Source organism: Duganella fentianensis (assembly GCF_009857835.1).
GTDB lineage: Bacteria > Pseudomonadota > Gammaproteobacteria > Burkholderiales > Burkholderiaceae_D > Rugamonas > Rugamonas fentianensis.
This window is the reverse complement of sequence record NZ_WWCL01000002.1, coordinates 276,437-292,395: the sequence shown is the minus strand read 5'-3', so window position 1 is coordinate 292,395 and position 15,959 is coordinate 276,437. Positions and strand designations below refer to the sequence as shown.

Below are 15,959 nucleotides of genomic sequence, written 5' to 3'. Positions count from 1 at the left end.
GGCCTGGCACGGGCGTCCACGCAACAGCCAGAATGTGGGCGCCCGGCCTTCTGTGTTACACTCTCGCTTTCGCTAGGGGTCCTGGGCCATTGTGTCCGGGTGAGAGATACCCTTCGTACCTGATCTGGATAATGCCAGCGAAGGAAAGCGCAAAGTAGTTCTCCCCTCCTTTGATGACTCTCCCGCACGGCATCCAGCCGAACAAGTAGAGAGTCCATATGACCACCACCAAATTTGCCGCCAGCCCGCTCGCCCTCGCGATCGCCCTTGCTTTCCCTGTCAGCGCCTACGCCGACAGCCCCGAACAGAGCATGCCTGAAGTGCTGGTTACGGCCAGCAAGGCCCAGCTCAACCGCGCCAGCGTGGCCGGCTTCAGCGACACGCCGCTGCTGGAAACTCCGGCCAGCGTCAACGTCATCAGCGCCCAGCAGATGCAGGACCTGCAGATCCACTCCACCACCGACGCCGCGCGCTACGACGCCAGCCTGAGCGACGCCTACAACGCGGTCGGCTACTCCGAACAGTTTTCCATCCGCGGCTTCAAGCTCGATAACGCCACCAGCTACCGCAAGAACGGCATGGCGATACCGGGCGATACCCAGATCCCGCTGGAAAACAAGGAACGCATCGAAGTGCTGAAAGGCCTGTCCGGCCTGCAGGCCGGCGTGTCCGCACCGGGCGGCATGATCAACTACGTCACCAAGCGCCCGACCGAACAGACGCTGCGCACTGTGATACTGGAAGAGCGCGAGCGCGGCAACCTGTATGGCAGCGTCGATCTGGGTGGCCGCTTCGAGGATGCCCGCTTCGGCTATCGCGTCAATCTGGCGGCCGAACGCCTGCGCTCCTACATCAAGGGCGCCGACGGCAACCGCAAGTTCGCCAGTGCAGCCTTCGACTGGAAAATCTCGTCGCAAGCCCTGCTGCAGATCGATGGCGACATCCAGAAGAAGGCCCAGATCACGGCTCCGGGCTTCCAGCTGCTCAACAACACCACCCTGCCCGTGGTCGCGGCCGACACCATGCTGAACAACCAGCCATGGAGCCGTCCGGTGGAAACCACCAGCAGCAATCTGGGCGCGCGCTTTGCCTACAGCTTCTCGCCAGAGTGGAATGCCAGCATCAGCGCCAACCAGCACCAGTTCAAGCGTGACGACTACACCGCCTTCCCTTACGGCTGCGGCGCACAAGGCCTGTATCCGGGCTACTGCGGCAATGGCGATTTCGACGTGTACGACTACAAGAGCCTGGGCGAGAAGAAATCGCCGTTTGCCGTACAGGCACTGCTGCAGGGCCGCTTTGTCAGCGCCGGCATCCACCATGCTGTGACGTTCGGCGCTTCGCTGGCACGTAACAGCGAAAAATGGGGCGACTACCTGTACACCCAGGCCGGCAAGGACGGCACCGGCTACAGCAATATCTACCACCCTATCGTGGTGGCACCGGCGCAAGGCAGCAGCGGCCCCGTATCGGAACGCCGCCATACGCTGGACCGCGCCGTGTTCGCACAGGATGTGGCGAGCCTGACCGAGCAGCTGAAACTGCACGCCGGCGCACGCTATGTGCAGATCAAGCGTGACGAATACGTGGGTGCTGACGACAACGGCGTGGCACTGCAGTATGCCCATACCGACACCGGCTACTGGCTGCCCAACGTGGCGCTGGTGTACGCACTGCGCAGCAATGTGTCGGTGTATAGCTCGCTGGCACAGGGTCTGGAATACGGTGGCGTAGCGCCGCTGGGCACCAGCAATCAGGGCCGCGCACTGGCGCCGAACAAATCCAGGCAGGTGGAAGTGGGCGTGAAAGCCGACGTGCATCCTGACCTGAACGCCACGCTGGCACTGTTCCAGATCCGCAAAGGTCTGGAATACACCTCGGCACAGAGCGAGTACGTGCGCAATGGCGAAGCGCAGAACCGTGGTCTGGAAATGGCGCTGCATGGCCGCGTCAGCCGCGCGCTGAGCGTGGGCGCCAGCGCCACTGCCCTCAACACCCAGCAGCACGATACGGGTCTGGCCAGCCTTGATGGCAAGCGCGTCACCAACGTGGCCGCCTTCAAATCCAGCGTGTTTGCCGACTACGCCGTGCCGCAACTGGCCGGCCTGTCGCTCAGCGCCAACTGGCAGTACTCGGGCAAGAAAGCCTTCGATAGCGAGAACAAGGTGTTCGTGCCGTCCTACCACGTGCTCAATCTGGGCGGCGCTTATGCCACCCGCGTGGGCAACACGCCAGTCACGCTGCGCGCCAGTGTCGACAACGCGCTGGACAAGTTCTACTGGCGCGATGTGACGCCGGATCTGGGCGGCTACCTGATGCCGGGCGCCAGCCGCACGCTGCGCGTGTCGGCCCAGTTCGACCTCTAAAACAGCACCTGCACGCGCAGCGTTACACTCTTCGCTGCGCGTGCCGAATTGCGTCCTATCAGATAGGCAAATTCGTATTTCACTTCCTGCTGGCCGATATCGCGGTGTCCGTACACCATAGGCCCGGCACGGTGTGACTGCTGCCGGTACGGCAGCCAGTCATTCCATTTCCCCACTTCACCGAACGCCTGCACGCCCGGCTGCAGCCATGGCAGCCAGTTGTGCCTGACCTGTAGCTGGTAAGTCAGCGCCGTTGTGGTCGGACCTGTGCCTGCCGCCGTGGCAGGCTGGCTCACGCGCACATCGCGCTGGAAAAACAGATTGGCGTTGAACTGGGTGCGGCCATATTCCGTCTGCAGCACCGGCCCCCATTCGAGGGTATAGCCATCGTCGCTGTTACGGGCACGCGCCACGCGCGTGTGCAGCGCCAGATCGACATCGTACTGCCCCTGGGTCAGCAGAAAATCGTTCTGCCAGTCGGTCTGCACCCACTGTCCGGCGCCGCCATTGAGCTTGATCCACTTGCCGTACACCTCGGTGTACCAGCGCGACGTGACGCCGTAGCCTATGCCGATTTCCGGCGCGGCCACGGTGCGGCCCCTGTAGTGGGCATTCCAGTATTTGAAATCAACCGAGAGCTGATGCTCGACGTCGTAGGTAGAAACGAGGTAGTAGCCGGTATCCGCCAGCGCCAGCGGCGATATGAACATCGATATCACCGCCAGCCGCTTCATAGATGCCGCTCCACCTGAGATAGTCGTTCGCCGGGATCGCCCGACACCAGTAGGTAGGGTATCGCACGGGCCGCCAGTTCGTCCAGCAGCATGCGGTTGATGGTCACGCTGACGTCGGGGCATTCGCGCATCAGCCCATCGGCCACCCATGGAATATCGGCCGCCGTGACCAGCGTCAGATCGTAATCCTGCTGGTGGCTGGCCGCCAGCGCAGCCAGCGGCGCATCTTCGCCGCCGAAATAGTAGCGGCTGTAGATCAGCGTCATCAGCGGCGTGGTGTCGCAAAAAAGATACTTGTGGGCGCGGCCAGCGGCCAGCTCCTCGCGTGCACGCTGGGTGCTGGCGATGTGGAACTGGTCTTCCGAGCGCGGCACCCTGCCCTGCACTTCGACGAACTCACGCAGGTATTCCGGCACCCACACGGTCTGGTAACGCCGGGCCAGCGCTGCCGACAGCGTGGACTTGCCGGAGGATGCTGCGCCCATGATGGCAATACGCAGCGGTGTGGCCGCCCTCATTCCAGCGCCATGCGGCCATCGGCCGGCACGTCGCCGCGCCATGCGCGCAGACCCAGCACCGCCATGCCGACAAACACGGCATACAGTATCGCCGTCAGCACCAGATGCTTGTGCAGATACAGCGCCACATACAGCACATCGACGATGATCCACACATGCCAGTTCTCGATCTTCTTGCGCGACAGCAGCAGCTGGCCCACCAGACTGCCGGCCGTGAGGAAGCCGTCGGAATTCGGTACATCGGTATCCGTGTACGATTTGAGGAACCACGCCAGCACGGCAAAGCCGCCCAGCCACGCTGCCGCAGCAATGTAGCGGCCACGCGTGCTCAGTTCCGTCACGGGCAGGCGTTCATGGCTATCGTCGCCATGCAGCCACTGGTACCAGCCGTAGATCGAGACGCTGATGAACACCAGCTGCAGCCCCATGTCGCCATACAGGCGCGAACCGAAGAACACCAGCCCGTAGGTGGCCGAGGAGATGATGGCAAACAGCCAGCCCCAGTGGGACTGGCGGATGTTGAACCACACCGTGGCCACGGACAGCAGGAAGGACAGCAGCTCCAGCGGGGTCGTCGCCAGCCCTGCCAGTTTCCATGGCATGTAGGCGAAACCCAGTAGAGCAGCCAGCATTTCCATCACTTCTTGACCGGATATTTGATGGTCAATTCCTTGAGCACGTTGTCAGCGTGATCGACTTCGCTCATCACCCACAGCATATAGCGGATATCCATGTGGATGGCGCGCGTAATGGCCGTGTCGAAGTACCAGTCCTTGGTAATCGATTCATAGGTCGAATCGAAGTTCAGGCCCACCAGTTCGCCCTTGCGGTTCATCACCGCCGAACCGGAATTTCCGCCCGTGGTATCGGCACTGGTCAGGAAATCGACCGGCACGGTGCCCAGCACAGCATCCTTGAACTGGCCGTAGCGCTTGGCCTTGATGGCATCGAGCAGCTTCTGTGGCGCGTTGAACGGATCTTTACCCGTGTGCTTCTCGACGATGCCTTCCACCGTAGTGAACGGGCCTTTGGTAATGCCGTCTTTCGGCGAGTATGGCGATACCGTGCCATAGGTCACGCGCAGGGTGGAATTCGCGTCTGGGTAGACCGGCTTGCCCTGCGATTTCTTCCATGCGATCACGGCCTGCATGTATTGCGGGATCACGCGTTCCAGATTGCCATCGAGTTCCTTGCGGCGCTCTTTCAGCGACTGGGTTACGCCATCAAGCTTGATCGCCAGTTGAACGAAAGCGTCATCCGCAGCGCTGATGGCGGCAGCATCCTTGCCCACCCAGGCCAGACGCTTGGCGGTATCGCCCAGTTCCGTGCGGGTGTACAGAGCCGGCACTGCATCGACCGCCGGCAGCAGGCTGTCCAGATCCGTCACGTGCATGGATTTCGGCAGCCTGGCATAGCGCTGCAGGGCCGCCGTAAAGCGGGCCTGATCCACACTGGCGACAAACGACTGTTCCAGACGGTTCAGACGGGCCTTGATGAAGCTCAGGTCACGCTGCTGGTAGCCCGATTCGCGCTCGGCATCCGGCCTGGCGCTTTCGCGTGCCAGACGGTTGAGCGTGATGGCGCTCTTCAGCAGGTCCGAAGTGGTGGCCACGCTGTAGCCGAATTCTTCATCGCTCAGGGCCAGATCGGCCGCAATCACGCTATCGAGTTCGGCCAGCAGGGTCTTCGAGACGTTAGGCTGTTTGCCATACCATGCGCGGAACTCGGCATCCTGCACGTCCTTGATGGCAGCGATGTCCTTGCGTGCGAAGCCGTCCAGCAGACCCTGGGTCTTCTTCATCACATTGTTCATGCTCTTGTCGACGCTGGCGTAGCGTACGGCAGCGGCAGGATTGCCCTTGGTGGCGGCAGCAATCACGTCCAGATCGGCCTGTATCTCGGCCACGCGGGCCGGATAGGCCGCGTCACGGGCTGCACGGATTTCCGATGGCAGCTTGTAGCGGCTGGTGCGGCCCGGATAACCGGCCAGCAGCACCGGATCACCATTCTTCAGGCCTTCCGCCGACACCACCAGAAAATCTTTCGAGTGATACGGCACGTTGTCCGGCGACGGATCAGCCGGACGGCCATCCTTGCCGACATAGGCGCGCAGGAAGGAGTAATCGCCGCCCTGACGTGGCCATTCGTAGTTGTCGATATCACCACCGAAATTACCGATCATGTCAGCCGGTGCGTACACCAGACGCACGTCGCGGATCATCATCTGGCGGATGCGGTAGTACTCGAGGCCACGGTGGAATGCCGGCACCGAGCAGCGATAGAACTTGTCGCTTTCGCATTCGGCGATCAGAGCCTTGATGGCTTTATCCACGGCTTCGTGGCGCTGCTTGCCCGACATGCCGGACTTGACGTCCTTCAGCACGCGGTCGGTCACGTTTTCTACTTTATCGGTCACGTACACCAGCGTGTTCGGACCGCCCGGCAGTTCTTCTGCACGGGTTTTGGCTAAAAAGCCATCAACGATGTAATTATGTTCAGGCGTCGCATTGCGCTGGATAGCGCCATAGGCGCAATGGTGGTTGGTCACTACCAGACCGGCGTCGGACACGAACGAGGCCGAGCAGCCGCCCAGCGAAACGATGGCGCTCATCGGGTGCCTGGACAGATCGGCCAGTTTTTCGGCTGGAATCGTGATGCCGACGCGCTTCAATTCGGATTTCAACTGTGGCAGTTGGTAGGGTTGCCACTGGCCTTCGTCGGCCTGTGCCGCAAATGCGCTTAGCAGTGCAGCGGGGAGAATGAGATGTTTTAACAAGTTTTATACCCCAGTTTGAGTTCTGGCGGGAGTATATTCCTTCTTGCGCCGAATGAGTGGTCTTTTTATGCCCGCGAAGCCTGATTTCTAGCCGCTTTGCGGCCAGAAATCCCCAGCCTGAGCCTATTGTGCCGGCACGTGCCAGCCGCCGCCAAGCGACTGGATCAGGGCGATGGCGGTCGTCTGGCGGTCGGCCTGCGCCTGTACCAGCGCACGGCGCGCCGTCAGCGCCGTATTCTGCGCCGTCACCACCTCGCTGTAGCTGACCTGCCCCGCGCGGTAGCGGTTCAGCATCTGCGCTTCCACCTGATCTGCCGCAGCCGATGCCGCCTTGCGCAAATCCTGCTGCTGCGCCAGCACACGGGTGGCGGCCAGCTGGTTCTCGACATCGGCAAACGCCGCCAGCACGCTCTGGCGATACTGGGCAATGGCGGCATCACGCTGGGCTTCGGCACCGGCCACCCGTGCCTTGGTCGCACCGGCATCGAACAGCGTCTGCGCCGCCGACAGGCCCAGCGACCACAGATTGTTGGACGCATTGAACAGCCCCGCCGAACTGGCCGCCGCATAGCCATAGCTGCCGGTCAGATTGAGCGACGGGAAATAGGCACTGCGGGCGATGCCGATCTGCGCATTGGCCGCCGCCACGCGCCGCTCGGCAGCGGCGATATCAGGGCGGCGCTGCAGCAGTGTGGATGGCACGCCGGCCGGCACATCGGGCACTACCACTTTCCATTCGGCCGCTGGCAGGCTGAAATCGCTGGCGGCCTTGCCCAGTAAAACGGCGATGGCATGTTCCAGTGTGGCGCGCTGGCGCGTCAGCGTCAGCTGGTCTATGCGGGCATTGGCCAGCTGGGTCTCTGCCTGCAGCAGATCGGAACGTGCGGCCAGCCCTGCGTCGAAGCGGTTTTTGGTAATCTGCAGAACGCGCGCATAGCCTTCCACGGTGGCGTCCAGCAGCGCTTTCTGGGCATCGGTCTGGCGCAGCGAGAAGTAGTTGGTGGCCAGTTCGCCTTGCGACGACAATCGCGCAGCCGCCAGTTCGGCGGCGCTGATCTGCAAACTGGCCTGCGCATTATCTACGCCGGCACCGAGCTTGCCCCAGATATCGGGCTCCCAGCTGGCGCCTATGCTGGCGCGGTACTGATTGGCCGTCGGGGTCTTGTCGCCACCGCCCGAGCGGGTATCGCTGGCCGTCAGGCTCACGCTGGGGAACAGGCTGGCGCGCTGCTGCTGTACCAGCGCCCTCGCCTGCGCATAGTTGGCCGCCGCTGCGGCCACGTTCTGGTTGGATACCTCGATGCTGGCAGCCAGCTGGTCCAGCACGGGATCAGCAAAGAGCTGCCACCATGGGCCGCGTTCCAGCATATCGGCCGGTGCCGCTTCGGTCCAGCCGGCAGCAGTCTTTTCCGTCGTACTGGCGGCTTCCTTGTAGGCTGCCGGTTGCGGCGTACTGGACGTGTGGTAGGCAGGTGTTACAGCGCAGCCGCTGGCCAGCAAGGCTGCCAGCACGGCCAGCGCCATCGAAGTTAAACGGAGAGTAGTAGTGTGTAGGCTCATGGTGTGCTCGGCGCCGCATCATGCACGCGGCTCAGGTGTTGTTCGGATGGGCTGCGGCGACGCAGCTTGTCCATCAGCAGATAGACCACAGGTGTGGTCAGCAGCGTCAGGATCTGGCTGGCAATCAGGCCGCCGATAATCGCCACGCCCAGCGGCTGGCGCAGTTCGGAACCTTCGCCAAAGCCGATCGCCAGCGGCAGCGCGCCCAGTGCGGCCGCCAGTGTGGTCATCAGGATAGGACGGAAGCGCAGCAGACAGGCTTCCCGTACAGCTTCCCGCGGCGTCAGTCCGCGCGAGCGCTCGGCTTCCAGTGCAAAATCGATAATCAGAATGGCGTTCTTCTTGACGATGCCGATCAGGAGGAAAATGCCGATCAGCGAAATCGTCGAGAACTCCATCTTGAAGATCAGCAGCGCCAGCACGGCCCCCACGCCGGCCGAGGGCAAGGTAGTCAGCACGGTGACCGGGTGCACCAGACTTTCGTACAGTATGCCCAGCACGATGTAGATCACCAGCACGGCGGCAAGAATCAGCAGCGGCAGCGACTTGTTGCTGTCCTGCGCCGCCTTGGCCGAGCCCTGGAAGCTGCCACGCACATTGGTCGGCATGCCGATTTCCGCTTCCGCATCCTTGATCTGCGCGGCCGCATCGGACAGGCTCTTGCCCGCCTGCAGATTGAAGGCTATCGTGGTCGCCAGTTCGCCATCCTGATGGTTGATGGCCGTCGCCGTCGAACCTTCGGCAAATGTGGCGACAGCTGACAGCGGCACCATGGTGGTCGCCTTGGTGCTCAGCGCAGAACCGGACGAAGCATCCTTGACGGCCGGTGCCGCCACATTGGCCGGCGTAGTGCTGGCGGTGGTGGTAGTCTTGCCGCCGGCACTGGTGGTCACCGTCTGTGCCACCGGTGCACCGCTAGGATTGCTGGCACTTGGTGCAGGCAGCCCTTTGGAAGGCACATATACATCCTTCAGCGCTTCCGGGCTACGGGCATATTCGCGCGGCACTTCCATGATGACGTGATACTGGTTCAGTTCACTGTAAATGGTAGCCACCTGCCGCTGGCCGAAGCTGTTGTACAGGGCATTATCGATATCCCTGGCCGACAGGCCCAGACGCGAAGCACTAGCCTTGTCGATGGTGACGAAAGTCTCCACCCCGTTTTCCGCCTGATCGGTATCCACATCCGTCAGTGCCGGCTGGGTTTTCATGGCCTCGGCCAGACGGCTAGCCCACTTCTTCAGGTCAGCCTGATTATCGCTCTTCAGCGTGTACTGGAAGTTGGCATTGGCCTGCCGTCCGCCAGCGCGCAAATCCTGCACGGGACTGAGGAACAGGCTCACACCCGTCACCTTGGCCAGCTTGGGCCGCAGGCGGGCAATCACGGCCTGCCCTGCCACAGTGCGCTGGCTGGCCGGTTTCAGGTTGATGAACATGAAGCCGCCGCCGGCGCGGCGGCCGCCCGTAAAGCCCACCACCGTGGCCACGTCGGGATCATCCTTGATGATGTTGACCAGCTGCTTGAGCTTACCCTGCATGGCCTGGAACGAGATGCTCTGGTCGGCGCGGATGCCGCCGCTGATCTGTCCCGTATCCTGCTGCGGGAAACCACCTTTGGGGATGGCAGCGAACAGGTAGAAATTCAGCCCGATCACGAACACCAGACTAAGCATCACCAGCCAGACGCTGGACAGGGCCCAGTCCAGACTGTGCTCGTAACCCTTCAGGATGGCGTTAAAACCCCGCTCGAAGAAGCGCGCTATTGGTCCCGGCGGCGCAGCATGGGCCTGGCCCGGCTTGAGCAGCCACGCGCACATCATCGGCGTGGTGGTCAGCGACACTACCAGCGAAATCATCACGGCGGCCGACAGGGTGATGGCAAACTCCTTGAACAGCGCACCGAACTGGCCGCCCATGAACAGCAGCGGAATGAACACGGCGATCAGCGACAGGCTGATGGACAGCACCGTAAAGCCCACTTCGCGTGCGCCCAGCAGCGCAGCCTTGAAGCGGTCCATGCCGGCTTCGATATGGCGGGTGGTATTTTCCAGCACCACGATTGCATCATCAACCACAAAACCGGTCGCCACGGTCAGCGCCATCAGCGACAGATTATTCAGGCTGAAGCCCAGCAGATACATCACGCCGAAAGTGCCGAGCAGGGACACCACGGTGGCGACGGCCGGCACGATGGTGGCACGCAGGCTGCGCAGGAACACGCTCACCACGAACACCACCAGCAGCACCGAGATTACCAGCGTGATTTCGATCTCATGCAGCGAGGAGCGGATCGAATTGGTGCTGTCCGATGCCACTTCGATTTTCACATCCGATGGCAGTTGCGCCTGCAGCAGCGGCAGTTGCGCACGCACGCTATCGACGGTTTCGATCACATTCGCCCCCGCCTGCGAACGCAAAATCACCACGATCGCCGGCTGGCCGTTGAACAGGCCCAGATTGTTCTGGTCCTCCACCCCATCCACCACCTGCGCCACATCCTGCAGGCGGATCGCCGTGTCATTGCGCCAGCCCACTACCAGATTGCGGTAGTCGGCCGCACTGCGCCCGCCCGTGGCATGGGCCGATTCCGTATAAATCTGCAAACGGCGGCCATTGCCCTGCAGCGCGCCACGGGGACGATTGGCGTTGGTAGCCTGTATCGCCGCCCGCACGTCTTCCATAGCCAGACCGTAACGGTTGAGCGCATACGGATTGAGTTCCACCCGCACGGCAGGCAGCGAACTGCCGCCCAGTTCCACGTCGCCTACGCCCGTTACCTGCGACAGGCGCTGCAACACCGTATTCGACACGGCGTCGAATATCTGCCCCGGCGTCTTGGTCTTGGAAGTTAGCGCCAGTATCATCACCGGCATGCCGGAGGTATTCGCCTTGCGGTAAGTAGGATTGCTGCGCAAGGTGGCTGGCAGATCGACGCGGCTGGCGTTGATCGCCGCCTGCACTTCACGCGCCACCGCATCCACGTTGCGGTTCAGATCGAACTGCAGCGTCACGCTGGACGAACCCGTATTCGATTGCGAAGTCATTTCGTTGACGCCGGCAATCACGCCCAGATGGCGCTCGAGCGGGGTCGATACGCTCGATGCCATGGTGGCCGGACTGGCGCCGGGCAGATTGGCATTCACCGAAATCACGGGGAAGTCCACCTGCGGCAGCGGCGCCACCGGCAGCACGAAGAACGCGCCTATGCCCGCCAGCGCCAGCCCGCAGGTCAGCAGGACGGTGGCGATGGGCCGTTTGACGAAGGGCGACGACAGGTTCACGAGGCACCGCCTTCAGGCAAGGCCGCCTTGCCCCGGCCGAAGCGGCGCGCCAGGCTGTCGAAGCCCAGATAGATCACCGGCGTGGTGAACAGCGTGAGCAGCTGGCTGACAATCAGGCCACCGAAGATGGCCAGGCCCAGTGGGCGGCGCAGTTCGGCGCCCTCGCCCCAGCCCAGCATCAGCGGCACGGCCGCGAACAACGCGGCCAGCGTGGTCATCAGAATCGGCCGGAAGCGCAGCAGCGCCGCCTGATGGATGGCTGCGCGCGGCGCCTTGCCTTCTTCGCGCTCGGCCTCGATGGCGAAGTCGATCATCATGATGGCGTTCTTCTTGACGATACCGATCAGCAGGATGATGCCGATGATGCCGATCACTCCCAGATCCTGACCGCTGACCAGCAGCGCCAGCAAGGCACCTACACCGGCCGAAGGCAGGGTCGAAAGTATGGTCAGCGGATGGATATAGCTTTCGTACAGCACGCCCAGCACGATGTACACGCACACCACTGCTGCCAGTATCAGCCATAGCTGGTTGGACAGCGATGCCTGATAGGCACCGGACGCACCGAGGAAGGTCAGCGTCACGGACGGCGGGAAGCCGATTTCCCGCGCCGCCTGACGGATGCTGTCGACTGCCGTGCCGAGCGAAACGCCGGCTGCCGTATCGAAGCCCAGCGTGGTGGCCGGATACTGCGCCACGTGGGTGACCTGCAGCGGCGCAGCACGTTCGCTGATGCTGGCCACGGCCGATAGCGGCGTGGCCTTGCCGGAACCCGTGCGGACCTGCAGATTGCCCAGATCGGACGGCGTGGCGATATCATCGCGCCGTGCTTCAAGAATCACGCGGTACTGGTTGGTTTCCGTGAAAATGGTGGAAACGATGCGCTGGCCGAAGGCGCTGTACAGCGCATCATCGATGGAGGCTGCCGTGATCGACATGCGCGAAGCACTGTCGCGGTCCACCGTCACATAGGCCGCATTGGCGCTGGCACCGACGTCGGACACCACATTGCGCAGCTCCGCCTTGGTGCGCATCTGCTCCGCCAGTCTGGTCGCCCACTCGTTCACAGTGGCATTGTCGGCCCCTTCCACCGATACCCGGAACTGGGTCGGCCCCGTTTCCGCATCGATGGTCAGATCCTGCGTCGGCTGCAGATACAGCGTCAGGCCCGGTATCTGCGCCACCCGCTGGCGCAGCCTGTCCATGGTCTGCTGCTGGCTGCCGCTGCGTTCATGCTTCAGGTTGATCAGCATGCTCCCCGTATGCAGCATGGTGTTATTCGCCGCATCCACACCGACCACGGAGCTGAGCGTCCCCACGTCCGGATCTTCCAGTATCAGTTTCGCAGCCTGCTGCTGCAACTCGGCCATGCGGGCATAGGAAACCGCCTTGCCCGTTTCCAGCCGTGCCTGCAACTGGCCCGTGTCCTGCGTGGGGAACAGCCCTTTCGGGATCAGCACATACAGCAGTACTGTCAGCATCAGCGTGCCCAGTGCCACCAGCAGGGTCAGGCCGCTGTGGTCCAGCACCCACACCAGCGCGCGGTCGTAATGGGCGATCACATCGTCGAAGAACTGCTGGAAACGCAGCGCAAAGCGGTTGGGCTTTTCTTCGGCATGGCTTTTCAGCCAGCGTGCCGACATCATCGGCACCAGCGTCAGCGACACCACGGCCGAGATCAGGATGGTGATGGCCAGCGAAATGGCGAACTCGCGGAACAAGCGCCCCACCACATCACCCATGAACAGCAGCGGTATCAGCACGGCGATCAGCGACACCGTCAGCGAAATGATGGTGAAGCCTATCTGCGCAGCGCCCTTGAGCGCCGCCGCCATCGGTTTCTCGCCTTCTTCGATGTAGCGCGAGATATTCTCGATCATCACGATGGCGTCATCCACCACAAAGCCGGTGGCGATGGTGAGCGCCATCAGCGACAGATTGTTCAGGCTATACCCGAGCAGATACATGATGCCGCAGGTACCGATCAGCGAAATCGGCACGGACAGACTGGCAATCACGGTGGCGCGCAGGCTGTGCAGGAAGGCGAAAATCACCAGCACCACCAGCACTACGGCCAGCAGCAGTTCCTGTTCCACATGCTCGACCGAGGCGCGGATGCCGGTGGTACGGTCGCTCAGCACTTCCACCTTCATGGCCGCTGGCAGGCCGGCCTGCAGTTCCGGCAGGCGCGCCTTGATGGCATCCACCGTCGCGATCACATTGGCGCCGGGCTGGCGCTGCACATTCAGAATAATGGCCTGTTGCAGACCGTGAGCATTACCGGACCACGCCCCCAGTTCCACGTTCTCCGCGCTGTCCTTCACCGTCGCCACGTCGGTCAGGCGCACGGGCGCACCGTTCTTGTAGGCGAGGATCAGTTCCTTGTAATCCCTGGCCGTCACTAGCTGGTCGTTGGCATTGATGCTGTAGGCACGGGTGGGGCCATCGAAGCTGCCTTTGGCACCGTTGGCATTGGCTGCCGTGATTGCCGTGCGCAGGGTATCCAGACCCAGGCCATACGATGCCAGCGCATTGGTATCGGCCTGTATGCGCACGGCCGGACGCTGGCCGCCGCTCAGCGTCACCAGCCCCACGCCCGACACCTGCGAAATTTTCAGCGCCAGACGGGTATTCACCACGTTCTGCACTTCCGTCAGCGGCATGGTGTCCGACGTAATCGCCAGCGTCAGCACAGGTGCATCGGCCGGATTGACCTTGGCATATACGGGCGGCGCCGGCAGATCGGTCGGCAGCAGCGAGGCCGCCGCATTGATGGCGGCCTGCACTTCCTGCTCGGCCACGTCCAGCGTCTGGCCCAGACCGAACTGCAGGGTGACGATGGAGACGCCGGCAGCACTGGTAGAACTCATGCGCTGCAGGCCCGCCATCTGGCCGAACTGGCGTTCCAGCGGCGCCGTGACAGTCTGGCCCATCACCTCAGGGCTACCGCCCGGATACAGGGTCTGTACCTGTATGGTGGGGAAGTCCACCTGCGGCAGCGCCGACAGAGGCAGGAATTTGAAGCCGACAAAGCCGGCCAGCACGATGGCCAGCATCAGTAGCGATGTCGCTACCGGCCGTTTGATAAAGGGGGCGGACGGGCTCATTATTGTGCTGCGCCCTGATCTTTGCGGTGACGGCGTTCACCCTGCCCCGAAGCCGCGTCGGCACCTGCCGCCGGATGGCCCGAAGCGGCTGCGGAGGCAGCAGCACTACCAGCAGCAGATGCGTGACCACCGGCGCCGCCGCGCTGGCCGCCACCTGCACCGGGCAGCGTCACTTTGGCGCCTTCCTTGAGACGGTCCGCACCTTCCGTAATCACCTGTTCGCCCACCTGCAGGCCGCTGGCGATCTGCACCTTCTCGGCGGTAGCATGGCCACGCGTAATCGGCCGCACGGTCACGGTCTTGTCAGCCTTGAGCACATACACGAAATCGCCATTCGTACCATGGCGCACAGCCGTCACCGGCACCATCACGGCCCCCTTGATGGTGCGCATTTCCAGCCGCAGGTTGACGAACTGGCTAGGGAACAGCGCCGACCTGGTATTGGCAAAGCGCGCCTTGGCTTTGACGGTACCCGTCTGCACATCCACCTGATTATCCATGGCCGAGAACTTGCCGCTTTCAAGCACGTTGGTACGGGTACGGTCGAGCGCCACGGCCGTCAGGCTGGCACCGCCATTCACCTGCTGCATCAGCGTCGGCACGCTGTCCTGCGGCACCGAGAATTCCACATCGATGGGCGACAACTGGGTAATCACGGCTATGCCGCCCGCGTCGCTCGCGCCTACCAGATTGCCCACATCGACCACACGCAGGCCCACCCGCCCCGTAATCGGCGCGACCACCTTGGTGTAGCCCAGATTCAGCTTTGCCGTGCCTTCCTGTGCGCGGTCCGTCATCACCGTGCCTTCCAGTTGCTTGACCAGCGCTGCCTGCGTATCCACGTCCTGCCGCGCGATCGAATCCTGTCCCAGCAGGGTGCGGTAGCGCTCCAGCGTCAGCCTGGCATTCTCCAGTTGCGCCTCATCGCGCTGCCGCTGGCCGGAAGCCTGCAGCAAAGCCATCTCGAACTGGCGCGGATCGATCTGCGCCAGCACCTGCCCTGCTTTCACCATCTGGCCTTCCTTGAACAGCACCTGCTGCAAGATGCCGGACACCTGCGGCCGCACGGTGGTGGTAGCCGCTGCGGTGACGGTGCCGAGTGCTTCCAGCGTCACGGGCAGATCGGCCTTTTCCGCCGTGGCTACGCCTACCGTGGTGACGGAACCACGCCGCCCGCCGGGGCCACTGGGCCCGCCCGCAGCGGCAGGACCGGCTGGCACCGCCGCTCCTGTAGCCCCCGGGGCGCCAGCAGGACTGGCGGCCGGCTGATGCGTCAGATACCACGCCAGCCCGCCCAGCCCTGCCATCGCAGCAACGGCAATAACGCTGCCCAGCAGGCGCGAACGGCGCGCTGGGGTTTCCTGAATCACGGTCTTGTTCTGGGTATCCATTGATGTCCTTAATTGACGTGCATAGCCATGGCAAAGCCGCCATGACCATCGATGCGAGGACTCTAGCACAGCAAAAATCGGCTGTGTGCCAGCAAGGCCCTGCCGATACAAACTCGCTACAAATCAAGGACTTTGCTCACAATTTACTACGTGTGCTTTACATATCTTTACCATTGCGACATGCCCGCTACACATAGCAGGCGCACACTGATCTCGTCGTTTCCCG

Annotated in this window: 9 protein-coding genes and 1 riboswitch; of the genes, 1 reads left to right on the top strand and 8 read right to left on the bottom strand. The window is 62.7% G+C overall.

From position 1 onward, the window contains the following. Positions 1-64: 64 nt before the first annotated feature. Positions 65-163, top strand: a riboswitch (TPP riboswitch). 55 nt (positions 164-218) lie between these two features. Further along, complete coding sequence (locus GTP23_RS09175) at positions 219-2,366, top strand: TonB-dependent siderophore receptor (protein ID WP_161034902.1); 2,148 nt, start codon at positions 219-221, stop codon at positions 2,364-2,366. Here the strand turns inward: GTP23_RS09175 and GTP23_RS09170 are convergent. From GTP23_RS09170 to GTP23_RS09135, 8 genes are all read right to left on the bottom strand, one after another. Next, positions 2,363-3,076, bottom strand: coding sequence for a hypothetical protein (locus GTP23_RS09170; protein ID WP_229256021.1), 714 nt, complete (start codon positions 3,074-3,076; stop codon positions 2,363-2,365). The genes GTP23_RS09175 and GTP23_RS09170 overlap by 4 nt on opposite strands. A 20-nt stretch (positions 3,077-3,096) precedes the next feature. Then, complete coding sequence (locus tag GTP23_RS09165) at positions 3,097-3,618, bottom strand: AAA family ATPase (protein WP_161034900.1); 522 nt, start codon at positions 3,616-3,618, stop codon at positions 3,097-3,099. Continuing rightward, on the bottom strand, positions 3,615-4,250 hold the full coding sequence (gene pnuC / locus GTP23_RS09160; RefSeq protein ID WP_229256020.1) for a nicotinamide riboside transporter PnuC: 636 nt from the start codon (positions 4,248-4,250) through the stop codon (positions 3,615-3,617). Before pnuC ends, GTP23_RS09165 begins: the two co-directional genes overlap by 4 nt. Positions 4,251-4,255: 5 nt before the next feature. Then, positions 4,256-6,394: a S46 family peptidase gene (locus GTP23_RS09155; protein WP_202412107.1), complete on the bottom strand. Its 2,139-nt coding sequence runs from the start codon at positions 6,392-6,394 to the stop codon at positions 4,256-4,258. A 123-nt stretch (positions 6,395-6,517) separates the two neighbouring features. After that, positions 6,518-7,954, bottom strand: a complete 1,437-nt coding sequence (locus GTP23_RS09150) for an efflux transporter outer membrane subunit (protein ID WP_161034899.1) — start codon at positions 7,952-7,954, stop codon at positions 6,518-6,520. Beyond that, a complete protein-coding gene (locus GTP23_RS09145; RefSeq protein WP_161034898.1) occupies positions 7,951-11,235 on the bottom strand; it encodes an efflux RND transporter permease subunit in 3,285 nt (1,094 codons plus the stop codon). Before GTP23_RS09145 ends, GTP23_RS09150 begins: the two co-directional genes overlap by 4 nt. Continuing rightward, positions 11,232-14,342: an efflux RND transporter permease subunit gene (locus GTP23_RS09140; RefSeq protein ID WP_161034897.1), complete on the bottom strand. Its 3,111-nt coding sequence runs from the start codon at positions 14,340-14,342 to the stop codon at positions 11,232-11,234. The genes GTP23_RS09145 and GTP23_RS09140 overlap by 4 nt, the downstream gene beginning before the upstream one ends. Then, a complete protein-coding gene (locus GTP23_RS09135; RefSeq protein WP_161034896.1) occupies positions 14,342-15,733 on the bottom strand; it encodes an efflux RND transporter periplasmic adaptor subunit in 1,392 nt (463 codons plus the stop codon). The genes GTP23_RS09140 and GTP23_RS09135 overlap by 1 nt, the downstream gene beginning before the upstream one ends. Positions 15,734-15,959: the final 226 nt, after the last annotated feature.